Source organism: Streptomyces coacervatus (assembly GCF_029223485.1).
Lineage (GTDB): Bacteria > Actinomycetota > Actinomycetes > Streptomycetales > Streptomycetaceae > Streptomyces > Streptomyces coacervatus.
Genome location: NZ_JARHTP010000016.1, coordinates 82471 through 101603, shown reverse-complemented (window position 1 = coordinate 101603; position 19133 = coordinate 82471). Strand labels below are relative to the sequence as shown.

Annotated in this window: 14 protein-coding genes; 7 read left to right on the top strand and 7 right to left on the bottom strand. The window is 71.8% G+C overall.

What is annotated here, in order from left to right:
- Positions 1–4: 4 nt before the first annotated feature.
- Complete coding sequence (locus tag P2Q00_RS33770) at positions 5–3157, top strand: sarcosine oxidase subunit alpha family protein (RefSeq protein ID WP_275777395.1); 3153 nt, start codon at positions 5–7, stop codon at positions 3155–3157.
- A complete protein-coding gene (locus P2Q00_RS33765; RefSeq protein WP_275777393.1) occupies positions 3150–3752 on the top strand; it encodes a sarcosine oxidase subunit gamma in 603 nt (200 codons plus the stop codon). The genes P2Q00_RS33770 and P2Q00_RS33765 overlap by 8 nt, the downstream gene beginning before the upstream one ends.
- A 68-nt stretch (positions 3753–3820) precedes the next feature.
- On the opposite strand, the gene P2Q00_RS33760 is transcribed toward P2Q00_RS33765, so the two are convergent.
- The 4 genes from P2Q00_RS33760 to P2Q00_RS33745 form a co-directional block, all read right to left on the bottom strand.
- The gene (locus P2Q00_RS33760; protein WP_275777391.1) at positions 3821–5197 is read right to left on the bottom strand and encodes an alpha-lytic protease prodomain-containing protein; all 1377 of its coding nucleotides are present in this window, start codon (positions 5195–5197) and stop codon (positions 3821–3823) included.
- Positions 5198–5414: 217 nt separating this feature from the next.
- Positions 5415–6647 (bottom strand): PP2C family protein-serine/threonine phosphatase, encoded by a 1233-nt coding sequence (locus tag P2Q00_RS33755; RefSeq protein WP_275777389.1) that lies wholly within the window; start codon positions 6645–6647, stop codon positions 5415–5417.
- A gap of 113 nt (positions 6648–6760) precedes the next feature.
- Positions 6761–7405, bottom strand: coding sequence for a TetR/AcrR family transcriptional regulator (locus P2Q00_RS33750; protein ID WP_275777387.1), 645 nt, complete (start codon positions 7403–7405; stop codon positions 6761–6763).
- Between the two features lie 211 nt (positions 7406–7616).
- A complete protein-coding gene (locus P2Q00_RS33745; protein WP_275777386.1) occupies positions 7617–8582 on the bottom strand; it encodes an aromatic ring-hydroxylating oxygenase subunit alpha in 966 nt (321 codons plus the stop codon).
- 193 nt (positions 8583–8775) lie between these two features.
- On the opposite strand from P2Q00_RS33745, the gene P2Q00_RS33740 reads away from it, so the two are divergent.
- Positions 8776–10338 carry a flavin-containing monooxygenase gene (locus tag P2Q00_RS33740; RefSeq protein ID WP_275777385.1) on the top strand — a complete coding sequence of 521 codons (1563 nt, stop codon included), beginning with the start codon at positions 8776–8778 and terminating at the stop codon, positions 10336–10338.
- Positions 10339–10431: 93 nt separating this feature from the next.
- Here P2Q00_RS33740 and P2Q00_RS33735 read toward each other — a convergent pair whose 3' ends face one another.
- Positions 10432–11643, bottom strand: a complete 1212-nt coding sequence (locus tag P2Q00_RS33735) for an erythromycin esterase family protein (protein ID WP_275777384.1) — start codon at positions 11641–11643, stop codon at positions 10432–10434.
- A gap of 29 nt (positions 11644–11672) precedes the next feature.
- Between P2Q00_RS33735 and P2Q00_RS33730 the strand changes: the two genes are divergently transcribed.
- From P2Q00_RS33730 to P2Q00_RS33720, 3 genes are all read left to right on the top strand, one after another.
- The gene (locus P2Q00_RS33730) at positions 11673–12386 is read left to right on the top strand and encodes a TioE family transcriptional regulator (RefSeq protein WP_275777383.1); all 714 of its coding nucleotides are present in this window, start codon (positions 11673–11675) and stop codon (positions 12384–12386) included.
- Between the two features lie 56 nt (positions 12387–12442).
- On the top strand, positions 12443–13093 hold the full coding sequence (locus P2Q00_RS33725) for a DUF6629 family protein (RefSeq protein WP_275777382.1): 651 nt from the start codon (positions 12443–12445) through the stop codon (positions 13091–13093).
- Positions 13094–13227: 134 nt separating this feature from the next.
- Positions 13228–14025: a VOC family protein gene (locus tag P2Q00_RS33720; protein WP_275777381.1), complete on the top strand. Its 798-nt coding sequence runs from the start codon at positions 13228–13230 to the stop codon at positions 14023–14025.
- Between the two features lie 11 nt (positions 14026–14036).
- Here the strand turns inward: P2Q00_RS33720 and P2Q00_RS33715 are convergent, their stop codons facing one another.
- Together P2Q00_RS33715 and P2Q00_RS33710 are read right to left on the bottom strand one after the other, a co-directional pair.
- Entirely contained in the window at positions 14037–14291 is a 255-nt protein-coding gene (locus tag P2Q00_RS33715; RefSeq protein WP_275777380.1) for an EF-hand domain-containing protein, read from the bottom strand.
- A gap of 77 nt (positions 14292–14368) precedes the next feature.
- A complete protein-coding gene (locus P2Q00_RS33710; protein WP_275777379.1) occupies positions 14369–16435 on the bottom strand; it encodes a SpoIIE family protein phosphatase in 2067 nt (688 codons plus the stop codon).
- A gap of 202 nt (positions 16436–16637) precedes the next feature.
- Here P2Q00_RS33710 and P2Q00_RS33705 point away from each other — a divergent pair, with 202 nt between their 5' ends.
- Positions 16638–19109: a SpoIIE family protein phosphatase gene (locus tag P2Q00_RS33705; protein WP_275777377.1), complete on the top strand. Its 2472-nt coding sequence runs from the start codon at positions 16638–16640 to the stop codon at positions 19107–19109.
- Positions 19110–19133 lie beyond the last annotated feature (24 nt).

The following is a 19133-nucleotide window of genomic DNA, read 5'->3' as shown; positions in this document are numbered from 1 at the left end:
AACGATGCTGCTCATCCCCTGCCCGTGGTGCGGGCCCCGCGACGAGGCCGAGTTCCACTACGGCGGCCAGGCCCATGTCGCCTACCCGGCGGACCCGTCGGCCCTGACCGACGAGGAGTGGGCCAAGTACCTCTTCTTCCGCGCCAACCCCAAGGGCCCCTTCGCGGAACGCTGGAGCCACTCGGCGGGCTGCCGACGCTGGTTCAACGCGGTACGGGACACGTCGACGAACGAGGTGTTGGCGGTTTATCGGGCGGGGGAGGAGCGTCCGGCAACCTTTGAGCCGAGGCCGGTCCTCCCAGCCCGTCCGGCGTTTGAGGACGAGGCCCCTTCAGGGCCGATCGGGGGCCCGGGGGCAGAGCCCCCGGACCGCACCCGCGCCCGCCCCCTCCGCTTCACTTTCGACGGCACCGAATACCAGGGCGTGGAAGGCGACACCCTCGCCTCCGCCCTCCTGGCCAACGGCGTCATCGCGGCAGCGACCAGCATCAAGCTCGGCCGCCCCCGAGGCATCTTCTCCGCCGGCGTGGAAGAACCCAACGCCGTCATCCAGATAGAAGAACCCTTCCCCGAGCCGATGCTCCCCGCCCCCGCCATCGAGCTCTACGACGGCCTGGTCGCCACCAGCCTCCCCGGCCAGGGCCGCCTGGCCACCACCCCCGACCCGGCCCGCTACGACGCCGTACACGACCACTGCGACCTCCTGATCGTCGGCGCCGGCCCCGCAGGCCTCGCAGCCGCAGCGGCGGCAGCAGACAGCGGCGCCCGAGTGATCCTCGCCGACGACCAGCCCACCCTCGGCGGCAGCCTCCTCGGCACCGGCGAACTCGCCGACTGGGCAGCCGAGTTGAACACCCGGCTCGACGCCGCCCCCGACGTCCGCATCCTGCGCCGCACCACCGTCTTCGGCTACTACGACGACAACCACCTCCTCGCAGTCGAGCGCCGCACCAACCACCTCGGCGCCAAGGCCCCGCAGAACGTCTCCCGGGAACGCGTCCACCGCATCCGCGCCCGCCGAGTCGTCCTCGCCACCGGCGCCCACGAGCGCTCGCTCGCCTTCGCGGACAACGACCGCCCCGGCGTGATGCTGGCCGCCTCGGCCCGCACCTACCTCCACCGCCACGGCGTCCTGCCCGGCCGCCACGCGGTCGTCTTCACCACCAACGACAGCGCGTACGCGGCGGCGTTGGACCTGGCAGCGTCCGGGGTGGCGATCTCGGCGATCGTCGACACCCGCCCCGAACCCGGCGCCTGGGCGGACCGCGCCCGCGCCGCCGGCATCGAGGTGCTCCCCGGCCACGCCGTCACCGGCACGGACGGCGAGGCCCGCCTGACGGCGGTGACCGTCGCCCCGTACGGAGAGACCACGGGACAGCGGGAGTTCGCCGCCGATCTGCTCCTGGTCTCCGGCGGCTGGAACCCCGTAGCGCACCTGTTCAGCCAGTCGGGCGGCAAGCTCCGCTACGACGAGGCGCTCGGCACCTTCGTCCCCGACGCCGGCCGCCAGGCTGTCGAGGTGGCCGGCAGCGCGAGCGGCGTGTTCGACCTGGCCGGCTGCCTCGCGCAGGGCGCGGCGGCCGGAGCCCGCGCGATCGAGGCCGAGGGCTACACCCCCGAGGCGCCCCGCCTCCCGCAGGTGCCCGAGCAGCCCCAACTCACCCCGCCCATGCAGGTGTTCACCGTCCCTGGCCGCGAGGGCGCCCCCCGCTTCGTCGACCTCCAGCGCGACGTCACCGTCGACGACCTGTCCCGCGCCACCGGCGCCGGCCTGCGCTCGGTCGAGCACACCAAGCGCTACACCACGGCCGGCACGGCCAACGACCAGGGCAAGACGGCCGGCGTCCTGGCCAGCGGCGTGGTCGCCGAACTCCTCGGCGTGGACATCTCCGCACTCGGCACCACCACCTTCCGCCCGCCCTACACCCCGGTCTCCTTCGCCGCCCTCGCCGGCCGCGACCGCGGCACGCTCAGCGACCCGGTCCGCACAACTGCCGTCCACGAGTGGCACATCGAGCACGGCGCCCTCTTCGAGAACGTCGGCCAGTGGAAGCGCCCCTGGTACTACCCCCAGGACGGCGAGGACATGGAGACGGCCGTGCTGCGCGAATGCGCCGCCGCCCGCGACAGCGTCGGCTTCATGGACGCGTCCACCCTGGGCAAGATCGACGTACAGGGCCCGGACGCCGGTGTCTTCCTCGATCTGCTCTACACCAACATGATGAGCACCCTGAAGGTCGGCATGATCCGCTACGGCGTGATGTGCCGCCCGGACGGCATGGTCTTCGACGACGGCACGGTCATCCGCCTGGCCCCGGACCGCTTCCTGGTCACCACGACCACCGGCAACGCGGCGACCGTACTGGACTGGATGGAGGAGTGGCTCCAGACCGAGTGGCCGGAGCTGAAGGTCCACTGCACCTCGGTCACCGAGCAGTGGGCGACCGTCGCCCTGGTCGGGCCGCGCTCTCGCGAGGTCCTCGGCTCGCTGGCGCCCCAACTCGCCGTATCCAACGACGACTTCCCGTTCATGGCCTGGCGCGAGACGACCGTCGCCGGCATCGAGGCGCGCGTCTGCCGCATCAGCTTCTCCGGCGAACTCGCCTACGAGATCAACGTGTCACCGTGGGAGGCGCTCGCCCTGTGGGAGGCGCTGCACGAGGCCGGCGCCCCGTACGGCATCACCCCGTACGGCACCGAGACCATGCACGTCCTGCGCGCCGAGAAGGGCTACCCGATCATCGGCCAGGACACCGACGGCACGGTCACCCCGCAAGACCTCGGCATGAGCTGGGCGGTGTCCAAGAAGAAGCCCGACTTCATCGGCAAGCGCTCCTACGCCCGTGCCGACGCCGTCCGCCCCGACCGCAAGCACCTGGTCGGCCTGCTCCCCGAGGACCCCGGCACCTTCCTCCCCGAGGGCACCCAGCTGGTCGCGGACAGCGTGCTTCCCGCCCCGCCCGTACCGATGCTCGGCCACGTCACCTCCAGCTACCGCAGCGCCGCGCTCGGCCGGACCTTCGCACTGGCCCTGGTCAAGGGCGGCCGGGAACGCATCGGCGAGCGGTTGTACGCCCCCGTGGGCGGCCGTCTGGTCCCGGTGACCGTCGCAAGCCCCGTCCTCTACGACCCTGAGGGAGCCCGCCGCGATGGCTGACACCGCACTCACCGCCCCGCCCCGCAGCCCCCTGTCGCGGTACGCCGATCGCCTGGCCGCCACGACGCGCACCTCCCGGGGCGCGGTCCGGCTGGCCGAGCTCCCCTTCCTGGCCCAGCTGAACGTCCGCCTCGACGCCAAGGGAGGAGCGGCCGACGCGGTCGGGCTCGCGCTGGGCCTGCAGCTGCCGCTCGAACCCAACACGGCCATCCGCGCGGGGGAGTTGACCGCGCTGTGGCTCGGCCCGGACGAATGGCTCGTCGTCGGCCCGCCGGGCAGCGAGCGGGACCTGGAGACCCGGATCCGGGCGGCCGTCGGAGAGGAACCCGTCTCCGTCACCGACGTCTCCGCCCAGCGCACCACACTCCTCGTCTCCGGCGCCCGCGCCCTGGACCTGCTGGCCCACGGTTGCCCGCTGGACCTGCACCCGCGCGCCTTCGGCGCCGGACGCTGCGCCCAGACGACGCTTGCCCGCACACAGGTCGTCCTGGTCGCCCGGGACGAACCCGGCGCCGGATTCTGGGTGCTGGTCCGCTCGTCCTTCGCGAGCTACCTGACGGACTGGCTGTTGGACGCGGCGACCGAATACATCTGAATGCACGGCCCTGGCCGCGGACGGTGCGGGGGCAACGCCCCCGCACCGCAAGTGCCGTACTACGGCTGCTACATCCGCTGCCACAGGGCCGGAGTGTCCGCCGGCGACCATGCTCCCTGCGCCTGGTGGGTCTGCAGGCACTGGTAGCGCACACCCGCGTGGATCACCGTGGCGCCGACCTCGTAGACGTGGCCGACGGACCATGCCGTCGCCGTCGCGGTGCCCTGCGGGGCGGGCGGGCCGGTCTGGACGGAGGCGGTCTTCAGGGCGAGGCCGAAGGTGCTGAGGATCGGGTTGACCGGCTGGTAGAAGGTGGTCCCGCCGGCCGTGCAGTCGCCCGAGCCGCCGGAGGTGACGCCCTGGGCCTGGGCGCCGGAGACGAACGGGCCGCCGGAGTCGCCGGGTTCGCTGCACACCGTGGTCCGGGTCAGGCCGTTCACGGTGCCCTGGGCGTAGTCGACCGACGCGTTGTACTGCTGGACGGTGCCGCAGTGCCAACCGCTGGTGGAGCCGGAGCGGCAGACCGACGCCCCGACGAGCGCCTGCACCGAACCGGCGACCTGTGACGTCCTGCCGCCCTCCCCCTTGACGCCCGCCGTTGCGGTCCAGCCGTCGTTGACGGCCACCCAGGACATGTCCCTGCCGGGGAACGTGGACGCCTGGAACGTGCCCTGGTCGGCCTTGTTGTAGCCGGTGGTCCTGTCACCGGGCTTGCCGCAGTGGCCCGCGCTGACGAAGCCCTGCTGCCGGCTCTTGGTGATGGAGAAGCCGATGGAGCAGCGGGCGGAGTTGTTGATGTAGTAGGCGTCACCGCCGACGAGGTTCCCCATCAGCCGGGGCCGGTTCGCGGACAACCGCACGGTCACGCCCAGGTCCTCGACGCCCGCGGCATCGATGAAGGCGGCGGCCGCGGACTGCGTCGTCGCCTCGACGACGACCCGGTTGCCCGGCACGTCGACGTACCAGACCGGTGCGTTGCCCGTCTTCACGCGTGCGGCGGCGGCGTCCAGCTTCGCCTTGATGCCCTCCAGGGCGCTGAGCGGCGTCCGGACGACCACGGCCTTGGCGCCCTGCGCCCGGATCGCGGCCACGTCCTCCTGACGGGTGGTCGCGACGGTGAGCTCGGCGGAGGTCTTCCCGCTCACCCAGGCTCCGGCGAAGTGCTTGCCGAGGGAGTTGCGCAGGCGGCCGGCCCGGGTGCCCGCCTCTTCCTCGTTGACCAGCCGGGTGGCCGCCTGCGCCCGCGTCAGCCGCAGGTCGCGCTCCATCGCGCGCAGCACCTGCGGCGACGGTCTGTCGGCGCCGAGCGACCTGGGCGCCGAGGGCAGGGGCCCCGGCGCGGGCGGCGGGGCGGCCGCGGCGGCCGTGGGGATCCCGGTGAGTACGAGGGTGCCGAGTGTGGCCAGGGCGGCGCGGCGCCTGCCCGCTGCATGTCTGCCGACCATGCGGTGAACCTCCTGCTGAGTACGGGGGAGACTGTGGCGAATTCGTAGGCGGCCTTGCCGCAAAGGCCCGCAACGATGTCAAAGGCGAAGGTCTTTCGCGCTTTGGGGGACGCCTGGGGGTGCCATGTGCAGTACGGCGGGCATGCAGGAGCACCGGTCGGCGACCGGGGAGAACACGACCGGCTCAGGAGCGCTTTGTGGAGGCCGGGCCCGACGGCTACAGGCTGACGACGACCAGCGCGGTGTCGTCGGTGTTGCCCGTGGACGGAAGAAGATCGGCCAGGAGGGCGTCGGCCAGGGCCTCGGGAGCGGTCTGCCGGTGGCGGGCCAGACAGTCGGCGAGGCGGCCCAGGCTGGTGTCGATGTCCTCGGTACGGCGCTCGATCAGACCGTCGGTGTACAGCACCAGGGTGTCGCCCTCGGTGAAGGGGGCGCGGGCCTGGGGGCGGGTGACATGGTCGGGGCGCGCGTCGATCGGCGGGTCCGTGGCCTGGTCCAGGAAGGACACGGTGCCGTCGGAGTGGAGCACGGCGGGCGGCGGGTGGCCGGCACAGCTGTAGGTGATGGTGTGCTCGTGCCAGTCGACGAAGGTCGTCGCCACCGTGGCGGCCTCGGCCCCGTCGACGGAGCCGGCGTACATGTCGAGGGCCTCCAGGGCCTGCGCCGGGCCGTCGGCGAGACGGGTGGCCGCGCTCAGGGCGCTGTGCAGTTGCCCCATGGCGCAGGCGGCCGCCAGACCGTGGCCGACGACATCGCCGACGGCGACCGCCATACGGTCGCCGGGCAGATCCACCAGGTCGTACCAGTCGCCGCACACGTTCAGGCCACCGATGGCGGGCTGGTAGCGCAGGGCCGCCTGATGAGGTCCGCGATGCCTGGGGGTGGGCATCATCGCCGCCTGCAGGGCCAGGGCGACCTCACGCTCGTGGGCGTGCGCCTTGCGCAGGCGCTCGTTGACCCCCTGCAGCTCCCGGGCGCGGGTGTAGAGCTCGGCCTCCAGCACGGCCGACCGGTCGCTGTCGGTCCGGGTGCCGAGGTCGCGCAGGAGCTCGGTGACCTCCTCCACCCGGTGCACGACCAGTGACACCTTCCCGTCCGGGCCGAGGACGGGGGCGTTGACCGGGCTCCAGAAGTGCACCTGCCACTGGCCGGGCCGCAGGGAGTCCTCGATGTCGTAGCGGAGCACCGCCATGGTGTCCCGCTCGCCGGTGGCCACCACGCGCAGCATCGACTCACGGGTCTCCCGCATGCCGGCCGCGGCCGGATCGTTCGGGTTCTCGGGAAAGACGTCGAAGATGTACCGGCCCAGCAGCTGGTCACGAGGGCGCCCGGCCAGCTGCTCGAAGTCGTCGTTGACGTCGACGTAGACCAGCTCGGGGGTGAGCAGTGCCACCATGCCGGGCAGGGCCTGGAAGACCGCCGCGTAGTCGATCGGTTGCGGTTCCCTCATGTGCTGCCCGCCTTGGCGCCATCTGTCAATGTGTTCCCACGATAGAAGCGAATACGGCGGGCGGCCTGGGCTTGCGCTCACCCGGGCCACGGCGGGCTGGGTTCGGCTGCCGGTCAGCCGCGCGGCTGTGTGGCTGTCCGCGCCGTCATGCGGGTCGCCGCGTCGTAGACCAGCCGCGCGTGCAGTTCGAACATCGCCACCAGGTCGACGGCGGCACCGTTGATCTCCCGGTGCACGAACAGGCCGTCGGCGCCGGCGACGGCGTAGGTGGTCAGGGTCTGTACGTCGTCCTCGGCCAGGTCCGGGAACAGGGTCCTGACCATGTCGGCCGTCCTCTGGTGGGCGATGGCGCGGACCTGGAGGAACACCGTCCTGCCCCGGGGCTCCGTGGGCCGGCGCTCCAGGGCGAGCATCAGGCCCAGACGCAGGAAGTCGGGGACGTCGACGAGCGCCTTCGCGACGTTCGCCGCCATCGCCGTGACCCGCTCCAGCGGCGTACCGGCCTGTTCGCCCGGCAGCGCGACGGCCGCCAGCCAGCTCTCGAAGCTGCGCTCGATGACGGCGGCGATCAGGTCGTCCTTGTCCTTGAAGTGCCAGTAGATCGAGCTGGCCGGCAGTCCGCACTTGGCACTGACCGCCGCGATCGACGTGCCCTCGTAGCCGCGCTCGCCCGCGATCTCCACGGTGGCGTCGAGAATGCGGCGGCGGGACTCCACACCGTTGGCGCGTTGCTTGCGTTCGGTGGTCCCCCTGGTCATGTGCGCCTCTCCGGTCCGTGCAGGGCTCTGTGCCGTCGTTGAACGGCCTCTTTCTGCTGAGCCCACTCTATTGGAGCAGCCGCTACAGCAGCACGGAGCCTCGCGCTGCGGACCCTTGCCCGGCGCGTCAAGGAACTGATCGTCAGCGGAAGACCTCGCGGGCGATGCCTCGTATCAGCGGCCCAGGGCCGAGCAGCACCATCCCGTTTCCTCACGGCGCCGGGTAGAACTGGCGGGCCCAGTGGCGGAACAGGCCGATGGCCTCGTCGCTCGCGGCGAGGCGGGGCCGCGGCTCGAAGCGTTTGGTGTTCCAGATCCTCAGGTCCTGATGGACCTTGCTGACCGCGGTGCGCAGCATCGCGTGGGCGAAGGCCCGGTGCAGGCCACGTCGTGGGAGCGACGGTTTCGCGGCGTCCTCATCGCGGATGTCTGCACAGGCCGTCGCGACCAGCATGTGGGTGCGCCGGGGCCCGGTCGGTGTGTGCATCGCCCACAGGTGGCTGACGAGTCCGAGCGAGGGCAGCGGGAGATCGACGCGGAGATATCCCAGCCCGGCCATGAGGAACGTATGGTCGGCCTGGATCTTCTGTTTGAGGGCGGGAGGCCGGTCCGGCCCAAGACGCAGCCGCATGCGCAGGAGGGGGCCTTGGGCCGTCGGCGGGTCGAGTTCCTGCACGGCAACGTGGTGCAGGACCGGGAGATGCCGGTAGTCGAGGGTGTTCTCGATGATCTCCTGGGCGTAGGTGTGCACTTCCGTGCTCCAGGCGGCTGTCGGAACGACTCCGGCCCGGGCGGTCCCGGGGACTTCCCAGGCGGGTGGAGCGCCCTTCGGTTCGTGCCAGGCGAAGAGGAAGCCGTTGCGCTCGTTGATGGTGTGGTGCTGCAGGCGGGCGCGCGGGGGCGGGCCGTCGGGGGTGCCGACACAGGTGCCGTCGGGGGCGAAGGCGAAGCGATGGAAGGGGCACAGCAGGTTCTGGCCCTCCACGGTGCCGCCCGCTCCCAGGTGAGCGCCCAGGTGTGGGCAGTGGGGACGCACTGCGTGGGGCCGGCCGTCGCGGGTGCGGTAAAGGACGATGTCCTCGTCCATGAAGCGGCGGGTCAGGACCTTGCCGGGGGCCAGTTCTCGTGAACGCGCCAGGCAGAACCAGCCACTGGGGTAAGGCAGATGCCGCATCATGGGCGGCAGCCAAACACAGGAGAACGCACTGCACTCGGCCCTCGCAGCAAGATCACTCCTATGAGGCATCCACCGGTCATATCGCCACAGACGATCGTGGCTGACACTACGCTCGGTCGCTCTGAGTAAGTGGTCGGGGGCGGTTCGGCATCAGCGCCGGGGCGCTCACCGGGCAGACAGGGGGCGGGCGCCGGTGGCCGACGACAGCATCGACAACCATCGTCATGAAGCGGACGTCGTGGTGATCGGGGCCGGCCTCTCCGGCGTGGCCGCCGTGATCGCCCTGCGCCGGGCCGGTTTCGACGACGTCGTCTTGTTGGAGAAGTCCGGTCGCCTCGGCGGGACTTGGCGCGACAACACATATCCCGGATGCGGCTGCGACGTACCGGCGATGCTGTACGAATACTCCTTCGCACCCCACCCGTGGAGGCGGGGCTTCGCCGACCGGTCCGAGATTCTCGACTACCTCGACACCACCGCGGTGACGCACGGCGCGGACAAGGCGATCCGCTACGACACCGAAGTGCTGAGCATCCGCTGGCAGCCGCAAGCGCACCGCTGGAACCTGCAGACCACGTCGGGCGCGTACACCGCCCGCGCCGTGATCGTCGCCACCGGCCCCTGGCACCGGCCCCGCCGGCCCGACATCCCCGGCCTCGACACCTTCCCGGGCATCGCCTTCCACTCCGCCCGCTGGAACCACGAAGTCGACCTGACCGGACGGCGCGTGGCAGTGGTGGGCACCGGAGCGTCCACCGTCCAGTTCCTGCCCGAGATCCAGCCGAAGGCGGCTCATATCGACGTCTTCCAGAGCACACCGCAGTGGGTACTTCCGAAACCCGACTACCCCCTCCCCCCGGGGCTCCACCGCTTCTTCCAGCACCACCCGGCAGCACGCCGCGCACTACGCGGCCTGCACCACCGAACCCAGGAAGCCATCGGCGTACCCCTGCGCCACCCCCACCTGCTGCGGCCTTTGGAGGCCCTTGCCCGCCTCCATCTGCGTACCTCGGTAAGGGACCGCGCTCTGCGCCGGGCCCTCACTCCTGACTACCGCTTCGGCGGCCGCCGCCTTATCACCTCCGGCACCTACTACGCCGCCCTCACCCGGCCCAACGTGCGGCTGCATCCCACCCGCGTGACCGCCGTGGAGGGCTCCGACGTCATCGGCGCCGACGGCACCCGCACCCGCGCCGACATCGTCGTCCTCGCGACCGGGTACCACATCGGCGACATCCCGCTCGCCCCCCATCTGCACGGCACCGACGGCACACTGGCCCAGGCCTGGGCCCACGACCGCCGTGCCTACCTCGGCACCAGCGTCAGCGGATACCCCAACCTCTTCCTGCTCATCGGCCCGAATCTGCTCACCGGCACGACAGCCGTCCCCACAGTCCTCGAAGCCCAACTCCGCTACATCACCGCCGCCCTCAACCACCTGCGCGCCAGCGGGGCGACCACGCTGGATGTCAGGCCCGAGGCCGAAGCAGCCCACCAGCAGTCCCTGCACGCGGCGCTGCGCACCACCGTGTACAACACTGCCGGCGGCACCGGCTACTACTTCGGCCTCCCCGGAATCAACACCTTCTGCTGGCCCTGGTCGACCGCCAGGCTCGTCAAGCGCCTCAACGCCTTCGACCCGGACCTCTACACCTGGTCGCTGCCACTGCCGGCCCAGGCCGACACCGAGCGTGCCGCCGGAGGTGCTGATCAGGGGCTGTGGCAACCAGTGCAGCGCGATGGTGGATGCGGCTGACGTGATCTGGACGCGGGCGCGCGGGCCGGCGTCGGCATGAAAGGCGAGCCGGTTGCTGCGCCACTGTTGAGCAGGACGGTGCGGCCACCAGCTCTACGGGACGTCCTTGACGAACACGATCCCGTCGGTTCCGGCCAGGTGGGCCGGGTCGAGCGGGGCGTAGCCGTAGAACGGGGACACGCGGAGGGCGGGCCGTGTGTCGCCGAGGGTGGTGGCCAGCAGGGACGTGTCGACGACGCAGCGGTCCTCCGGGAGCGCGTAGAGGAGCCCTTCGACGGTGTCCGGGGGCGGGGTGTCCACTCCTTGGTGGCGGATGGTGCCGAGGGCCGTGGCCAAGAAGGCGTACCCCTCGCCGAGGTGGGTGCTGACGATTGCGCCGGCGCTCCACCACTCCAGTGGCAGCCCGCCCATCCGCATCGTGCTCTTGTCCCGCTGGAGATGCCCGTTGTGGGCGTGGACCAGTGCCGGGCCCTGTTCGGCGAGGGCGAGGAGGTTGGCGGCCATCATCGAATCCCGCAGGGCCACCAGCCGGGTCAGGCGGCTCGGTGAGGGGTCGGCCATCCAGTGGTGGTAGCGCAGCAGGCTGGTTGCGGTGCGCCCGTACAGGCGCGCCCGATGCCAGTCCTCCCGCGAGGTCGCCGTGATCAGGTGCGGCGTCTGCGCGTCGAGCAGCGCCACCAGATCGTCGGCGAGCAGCCGCAGCCGACCGGCCCCGGCCGACTGCCCCACGGACTGGGCCGGGTCCGTCATCGCGGCCGGATCGGTCCACCGGTCGTCGGTGCCGAGCAGGCGGTCCAGTGTTTCCGCGGTGCAGGGGAGCAGGTCCGCGGCCACCCGGGCCGCGAGACAGCCGTGCAGGGCGGTGAGGGCCTCGCGGGGGCTCGCGGCGCCGGTGATCTCCAGCGGGCCGTCGAAACCGGCGAAGCGGAGCCGCTCGGACGCGGGCCGGCCGTCGGAGTCGGCGCGGACGTTGTAGGCGCGCATCCAGCGCACGAGTTCGCGGTTGGCCGCGGAGGAGCCCCAACCGTGGCTGAATCCGTGCTGCATGACCTCGTCGAGGGTGCCCGTGCCAGAGGTGACGTGGGCGTCCACGACCAGGCCCATCAGGCAGTCGCTCTCGATCGCGATCGTCCGGTAGCCCTCCTGCTCGACGAGCTGCCGGAAGAGCTCGTTGCGCAGGTCGAGCAGGGTGTCCTCGCCATGGGTGGGCTCGCCCAGAGCGAGCAGCCGCGGCCGGGCCGGCAGCAGCCCCATGACGGCGGCCGCCTCGACGGCATGCGTGGTCTCCTTGATGTCAGTAGCCATTGAAACTTTTTGGCGATATCGGCAGGACAATGCGGCGAAACCTTCAAGACGCCGATCGGCTCAGGCCCGTTGATCTCGCGCGCGGGCACGGTCTGTCCACGCAGGCGATCAGGAATTACGAGGAGGCCGGCATCCTTCCGGCCGCCGTCCGCACGCCCCACGGCTACCGCACTTACACCTCGCTGCACGCGGGAGCCCTGCGCGCGTTTCTCGCCCTGGTGCCCGGCCATGGACACCGCACAGCGACGTCGATCATGCGAGCGGTGAACCAGGGCGCGGTCGACGAGGCGTTCCGCCTCATCGACGAGAGCCACGCCCAGCTCCTCGACGACCGCCGGACCCTCCAGGCCGTGGAGAGCGCCCTGAGCGACCTGGATCCCACCCCGCCGTCCGAGCCCGGCCATACGTTCATCGGGCCGCTGGCACAAAAGCTCGGGCTGCGGCCCGCGACGCTGCGCAAGTGGGAGCGTGCCGGGCTGGTACGCCCGCGCCGCGACCCGCTGACCGGGTACCGGGTCTACGACGAGTCCGATGTGCGGGACGCCCGGCTGGCTCACCAGCTCAGACGGGGCGGCTATCTGCTGGAGCAGATCGCCCCGCTGATCGCCCAGGTACGGGCGGCCGGCGGGCTGGAGCCACTGGAAGCCGCACTGGGCGACTGGCACAGCCGGCTGTCCGCCCGGGGGCGGGCGATGCTGACCGGCGCCGCCGAGCTGGAGGCGTACCTCCGCAAGCGCGGATGAGGCCATGATCTGACCCGGCAGTGGATTTGAGCAGAAGTCGCCGCCATGGTGGTGCCATGTGCTGGAGTGCGACGGCTGATCTCGTCGCGGGTGCCGGGATCGCCTGCATCGGTGTGGCCTGCGTGGCGCGGGTGCACCGGACCGGTGATCTCCCGCTTGCCGCGCTGCCCTTGCTGCTCGGCGTGCATCAGCTGGTCGAGGCCCAGGTCTGGAACGCCGGGGGCGGCACCGGACCGGCCACCGTCGCCTGGGCCGTGATCGCCCTTCCCCTGCTCGCGGTGTGGGTGCCGGTGGCCGTGGTGTGCGCCGTGCCACGGCATGCCCGGGCCCGGCTGACGATTCCCGTGCTGTGCGGAGTGGCGACCGCGGCCGCGCTGGCGTACGCCATTGCCACCCGTCCCGTGCGAGCCGAGATCCGCGGGCACACCGTCGGCTATGTCATCGGGCTGCCGTATGCGGGCGTACTCATCACGGGCTATCTGCCGGCCACGGTCGGCGCGTTGCTGCTGTCCGGCGACCGCAGGCTGCGGGCGTTCGGCCTCCTCGCCGGGGTGGGCGCGCTGGTGTGCTGGGTGTTGTGGCGGCTGGAGTTCGTGTCGACCTGGTGTGCGTTCGCGGCGGTGTGCTCGGTGGTGGTGTTCGGGTGGGTGGCGGGGCGGCGGCCGAGGTCGCACGGCACCGTCCGGCCCACGCACGACAGGGTGTGAACTCGCCCTTCCGGCAACCGAACCGAGCAACTGACCTCGATGGGTCGGCCCGCCGCAGCCAGCCGCCCGACGAGCAGGTGTCATGACTCGGTGTCAGGCTGGGTCCGTACGAAAATCCGCGAAAGGGGAGCTCCGTGATCACTACTGACTTCGCTCCCGGTTCTCCTTGCTGGCTCGACCTCGGCGCTCCCGACGTCCGTGCCGCCGCAGCCTTCTACGGCGCCGTGCTCGGCTGGGACTACGAGTCCATGGGCGAGGGCGGGGAGACGGAAGGCGGGATGTTCCGGAAGGACGGCAAGATCGTCGCCGGGCTCGGCAGGCTCACCGAGGAGGGCGCCCGCCCGGCCTGGATGATCTACTACAGCGTCACCGACGCGGACGCCACGACCCAGGTCGTGCAGCGGCTGGGCGGCACGGTGCGGGTGGCGCCCATGGATCTCGACGACTGGGGCCGGATGGCGCAGTACAGCGACCCGCTGGGTGGCCAGTTCGCCGTCTGGCAGCCGGGGAAGAACAAGGGCGCCGAGCTGGTGGACGAGCCGGGCTCGCTGTCCTGGACCGAGCTGTACACGAGCGACGCCGCGGCCGCGAAGGAGTTCTACGGCGGTGTCCTCGGCTGGCAGTTCGGGGACATGGAGCTGCCGGGCGGCGGGGGCACATACATCCTCATCACTCCGGCCGGGCTGCCCGCGGAGCGCATGCAGGGCGGCCTCATGGAGGTTCCCGGGGAAGCCCTCTCCCTGGCGAACGGGCGGCCGTACTGGCACCCGGTGTTCGCCGTCGCCGACTGCGACGCGGCGGTCGCCAAGGTCACCGAGAGCGGCGGCAGTGTGCAGATGGGGCCGCAGGACGCGGAAGGCGTCGGGCGGCTGGCCGTCTGCCTCGACCCGTCCAGGGCGGACTTCGTCCTGCTCACCCCGGCCGAGGGCTGAGCCTCCCGGCGTCAGTGCCAGCCGAAACGGCGGTCCACCAGCGCCGCGAACTCCTCCAGGGTCAGTACGGCGTCCCCGTTCTGGTCGGCGGCGTCGAACAGGGCGGAGGAGGAGTCGGCGTCCCCCAGGGCCCAGAACGGCAGATCGCCCGACGCGGCCAGGGTCGGGCCCTTCGTCCGCATGGCGATGATCACCTCTTCGCGGGTCAGCGTCCCGCTGTGGTCGAGGTCGAGCGCCTCGAACAGCTTCCGCGCCTTGTCGCTCATCTTGTCGCCCCCGTTCCTTTCATGAACTCATGAATGAGAACGCCTCTCCCGCCACCCGGGTTCCCTGCCGCGCCCGTCTAGACGGCCCGGGCGATGAGCAGGGCGACGTCGTCGTGGTCGTCGGGGTGGCGCAGGCCGTACAGCAGGAGGTCACAGGTTTCCTCCAGGGGGCGGTGGGGTTCGTCGAGGAAGCCGAGGAGGGCGTCCAGGCGGTCGTCGATGGGGTGGTGCCGGGTCTCGACGAGGCCGTCGGTGTAGAGGACCAGCAGGTCACCGGGGTCGAGCCGGGCCGTGGTCGTCTCGAAGGAGATGCCGCCGACGCCGAGCGGGGCGCCGGAAGGCAGGTCGAGCAACTCGGCGGGGTGCTCCGGGCCGACCAGTGCAGGCGGCATGTGTCCGGCGTTGGCGATGTGGCACAGCCTCGTGCGCGGGTCGTACACCGCGTAGAGGCAGGTGACGATGTAGTGCTCCAGATCGCAGGTGATCTTGTCGAGGTGCTGGAGCACGGCCTCGGGGGCGAGGTCGAGGTCCGCGTAGGCGCAGGTGGCGGTGCGCAGCCGGCCCATGGTGGCGGCGGCGTCGATGCCGTTGCCCATGACGTCGCCGACGACCAGGGCGGTCCTGTCGTCGCTCAGCGGGATGACGTCGTACCAGTCGCCGCCGACCTCGCTGGTGGCCTGGGCGGGCTGGTAGCGGGAGGCGAGTTCGAGGCCCGCGTGCCGGGGCGGGTGGTCGGGCAGCAGACTGCGCTGCAGGGTCAGGGCGGTGTTGCGCACGCTCTGGAACCAGCGGGCGTTGTCGATGGCCACGGCCGCGCGCCCGGCGAGTTCGCTCGCGAGGACGACATCGTCCTCGTCGAAGGGGAGCGGGTTGGTGGTGCGCTTGAGGTCCAGGGCGCCGAGCACCTCGCCGTGGGAGATCAGCGGCACGGCCAGGTACGAGTGGACGCCGGCGCGGGCCAGCAGCGAGCCGGCCTCGGCGTCCCGGGCGATGCGCGGCAGATCGCGGTCGCCGACGTGCCGCACCAGGACCGGCCGGCCGGTGTGCACGCACAGTGTGACCAGGCGGTCCCCGTCGTAGGCCGCGAGGCCGCCGGGCGGGTCGGCGGCGCGCAGCGCCACGGTCGGTTGGGCCGCCTTGAGTGCGAGGGCGCGGAAGAGCTCCGGCCCGTCGTCCGGTCTGCGTGAGCGGCGGCAGGCGAGGGCGGAGTCGAGGACGTCCACGGCGACCACGTCGGCGAGCTGCGGTACGGCGATCTCGGCCAGTTCACGGGCGGTCTGCTCCACCTCCAGCGTGGTGCCCACCCGCACCGAGGCGTCGGCGATGAGGGCGAGGCGGCGCCGGGCCCGGTCGGCCTCGGCGGCCGCGCGGTGCCGTTCGGTGACGTCGACGACCGAGGCGGCCGCGCCCAGGACCCGCCCGCCCGGGTCCTCCAGCCGGTAGAAGGACAGCGACCAGGCGTGTTCGTGCTCGGGGTCGGCCGGCGGGCGGCCCACGTGGTACTGGTCGAGCAGCGGGGTGCCGGTGGTCAGCACCTGACGCAGCGCGCCCTCGATGCTGTCGATGTCGGGCAGCGGCAGCGTCTCCCGCAGGCCACGGCCCACGTGATCCTCGGCGGGGATGCCGTCGATGCGCTCCAGCGCCGGGTTGACCAGCAGGTAGTGCAGGTCGGGGTCCAGGAGGGCCAGGCCGATGGGGGACTGTTCGATCAGCCGCTCGCACAGCGCCAGATCGGTCTCGACGCGCTGGAGCAGGTTGTGGTCGGCCACGATGCCCAGGGCGTACACGTCCCCAAGATCGTCCTGGAGCCGCATGTTGCGGAACTCCATCACCCGGGTGCTGCCGTCCTTGTGCCGGATCGGGAAGGCCCCCGCCCAGCTGCGGCCGGTCTCCAGCACCTCCGTGAACAGCCTGACCACCGCCTTCAGATGCTCGGGCTGGATGAACAGCCGGGCCGCGTACTTGCCGAGAGCCTCCTGCGCGCTGTACCCGAACAGCTCCTCGGCCTGCGGGGTCCAGAACACGATGCGTCCATCGGCGTCGATGACCATCGCGGACACGCTCAGGACATCCAGCAGACCGGTCGGCGGGGGCGGCTCGAAGCCGTCCGAATCACTGTCGGGCTGGAAGGATTCGGCTGTCATCCCGCAACCACCTCCACCGTTCGGCGGGGTCCGGGGACCCCGGCCGGGGCCGCCGCCGGCCGGGTTCCGACCAGCCGCACTTCCATGCTCCCTCCGGTCCGCGGAGGGCGGTAGCGCTGCGGGCCCCGGCGGGGGTGTCCGCCAGGGCCGTGCAGATCGGGCGGACAAGCAGGAACATGGTCGTGTAAAGGACGGCACCCGGATGGCATCCATGGATCCTGCGCGAAAAGCATCCGACGGGCCGACGCCCTCAGAAGTGCGCGATCTCCTCGACGCGTCCACCGACGCGGCGGCGGTCGTGTCCGCGGCGGGCGTCGTGCTCGGCTGGACCCGGGGCGCCGAAGAGCTGCTCGGCCACCCCGCTTCCGAGGTGGTCGGCGGCTCCGCCGCACGCCTGGTGGCGATGCCCGCGGACCCGTCCCGGGTGGCCGCTGTGGCGCAGCGGTGCCGCGCCGGCATGGGATGGAGCGGTCTCATCGCCGTACGGCACCGCGAGGGCCGCGCCCTCGACGTGGACCTGCGGGTCTCCGCGTCCTTCCACATCGGCGAGGACGAGTGCTTTCTGCTGTCGGCGCGGGAGCGGCGGCAGCAGTGGACGGTCCGCCAGTCCGTGCTCGACGGGTTCCTGACCCGCTCCCCGGTCGGCATGGCGGTGATGGACCGGGAGCTGCGCTACGTATGGATCAACGACACCCTGGAACGGTTCGGCGGTGTGCCCCGCGAACAGCGGCTGGGGCGCCGGCTGAGCGAGCTGCTGCCCGGGCTGCAGGCGGCCGCCATCGAGGGACTGATGCGCAAGGTCCTGGAGACCGGGCTCCCGGTCACCGACTACGAGTACCTGGGCTGGAGCTGGGCCGATCCGCACCGCCAGCACGCCTACTCCACGTCCTTCTTCCCTCTGGTGGACGCCGACGACTCCGTCACCGGGGTCTGCTACATGGTCCAGGACGTCACCGAGCGGTGGACCGCCCGCCGGCTGCTGACGCTGGTCAACGAGGCCGGGACCAGCGTCGGCACCACACTGGATGTGATGCGGACGGCGCAGGAGCTCGCCGACTTCGTCGTGCCCCGCTTCGCGGACTTCGTCGTCGTGGACCTGCTGGAGCCCGTCCTCAGCACCGAAGGGCACGGCGCGTGGCTGACGGACGCCGGGCCCGCCTCCGTCGGGCCGGTGATGCGCCGCGCCGGAATGAGCTCGGTGCGCGAGGGCTGCCCGGAGGCCGTGGCCCGGGTCGGGGACCGGGCGGGCTTCCTGCCTCCGTCGCACGATGTGAGCCTGCTCGTCGACGGCGAGCCGGTCCTCCTGCCCGTGCTCGATCCGTCCGACGAACGCTGGATCAGCGAACAGCCCGAACGGGCGGCAAAGATAAGGGAGTTCGGGCTGCACTCCTTCATCGCCGTGCCGATGCGGGCCCGGAACACCGTCCTGGGTATCGCCACGTTCATGCGGTCGCTCAATCCCGTTCAGTTCCAGCCCGACGACGTCCTGCTGGCCCGGGAGCTGGTGGCGCGGGCCGCGCTGTGCGTCGACAACGCGCGCCGCTACACCCGGGAACACACCGCGGCCGTCACCCTGCAGCGCAGTCTGCTGCCGCAGGCCCTGACGGGCGGAACCGCGCTGGATGTGGCCTCGGCCTATCTGCCGGCGGACCCGACGGACGGTGTGGGCGGCGACTGGTTCGACGTGATCCCGCTGTCCGGGGCCCGCGTGGGTCTCGTCGTCGGCGACGTGGTGGGGCACGGCCTCACCGCCGCGGCGACCATGGGACGGCTGCGCACCGCGGTGCAGACCCTCGCCGACATGGAGATGCCCCCCGACGAACTGCTCGCCCACCTCGACGACCTCGTGCTGCGGCTGAGCGCCGAGCGGGCCGACGACGAGGCGGCCCACCGCAACACCACCGCCTTCCTGGGGGCGACCTGCCTGTACGCCGTCTACGACCCGGTCACCCGGCGGTGCACCATGGCCCGCGCCGGACACCCGCCCCCCGTCGTCGTCGCACCCGACGGGCAGGTGTCCTTCCCGGAGCCCCCGGCCGGGCCGCCGCTCGGGCTGGGCGGGATGGCGTTCGAGGCCACCGAGATCGAGCTCCCGGAGAACAGCCTGATCGGTCTCTACACCGACGGCCTCATCGAGGGCGCCGACGGCGATATCGAGCTGGGCATGTCCCGGCTCGGCGAGCTGCTGGCCCGCTCCGACTCCGACCTCGACGTCTTGTGCTCGTCCGCGGTACGGCAACTCGTGCCCGTGCCGCAGCCCGACGACATCGCCCTTCTCCTGGCGCGCACACACGCCCTGGGCGCCGACCATGTCGTCTCGTGGCAGGTGCCGGTGGACCCGGCTGCCGTGGCCGACATCCGCGCCCGCGCCACCCGCCAGGTGGCCGCCTGGGGCCTTGCGGACCTGGCCATGACGACGGAGCTCGTCGTGAGCGAGCTGGTCACCAACGCGATCCGCTACGCCGAGCCGCCCATCCGGCTACGACTGATCCGTGACGCCCGCCTGACCTGCGAGGTCTCCGATGCCAGCAGCACGGCCCCCCGGCTGCGGCATGCCCGGAGCACGGACGAGGGCGGCCGCGGCCTCTTCCTGGTGGCGCAGCTGACCGATCGCTGGGGCGCCCGGTACACACCCGACGGAAAGATCATCTGGGCCGAGCAGGAGATTCCATGACGCGGTGCGGCGGGATCTGCTGCC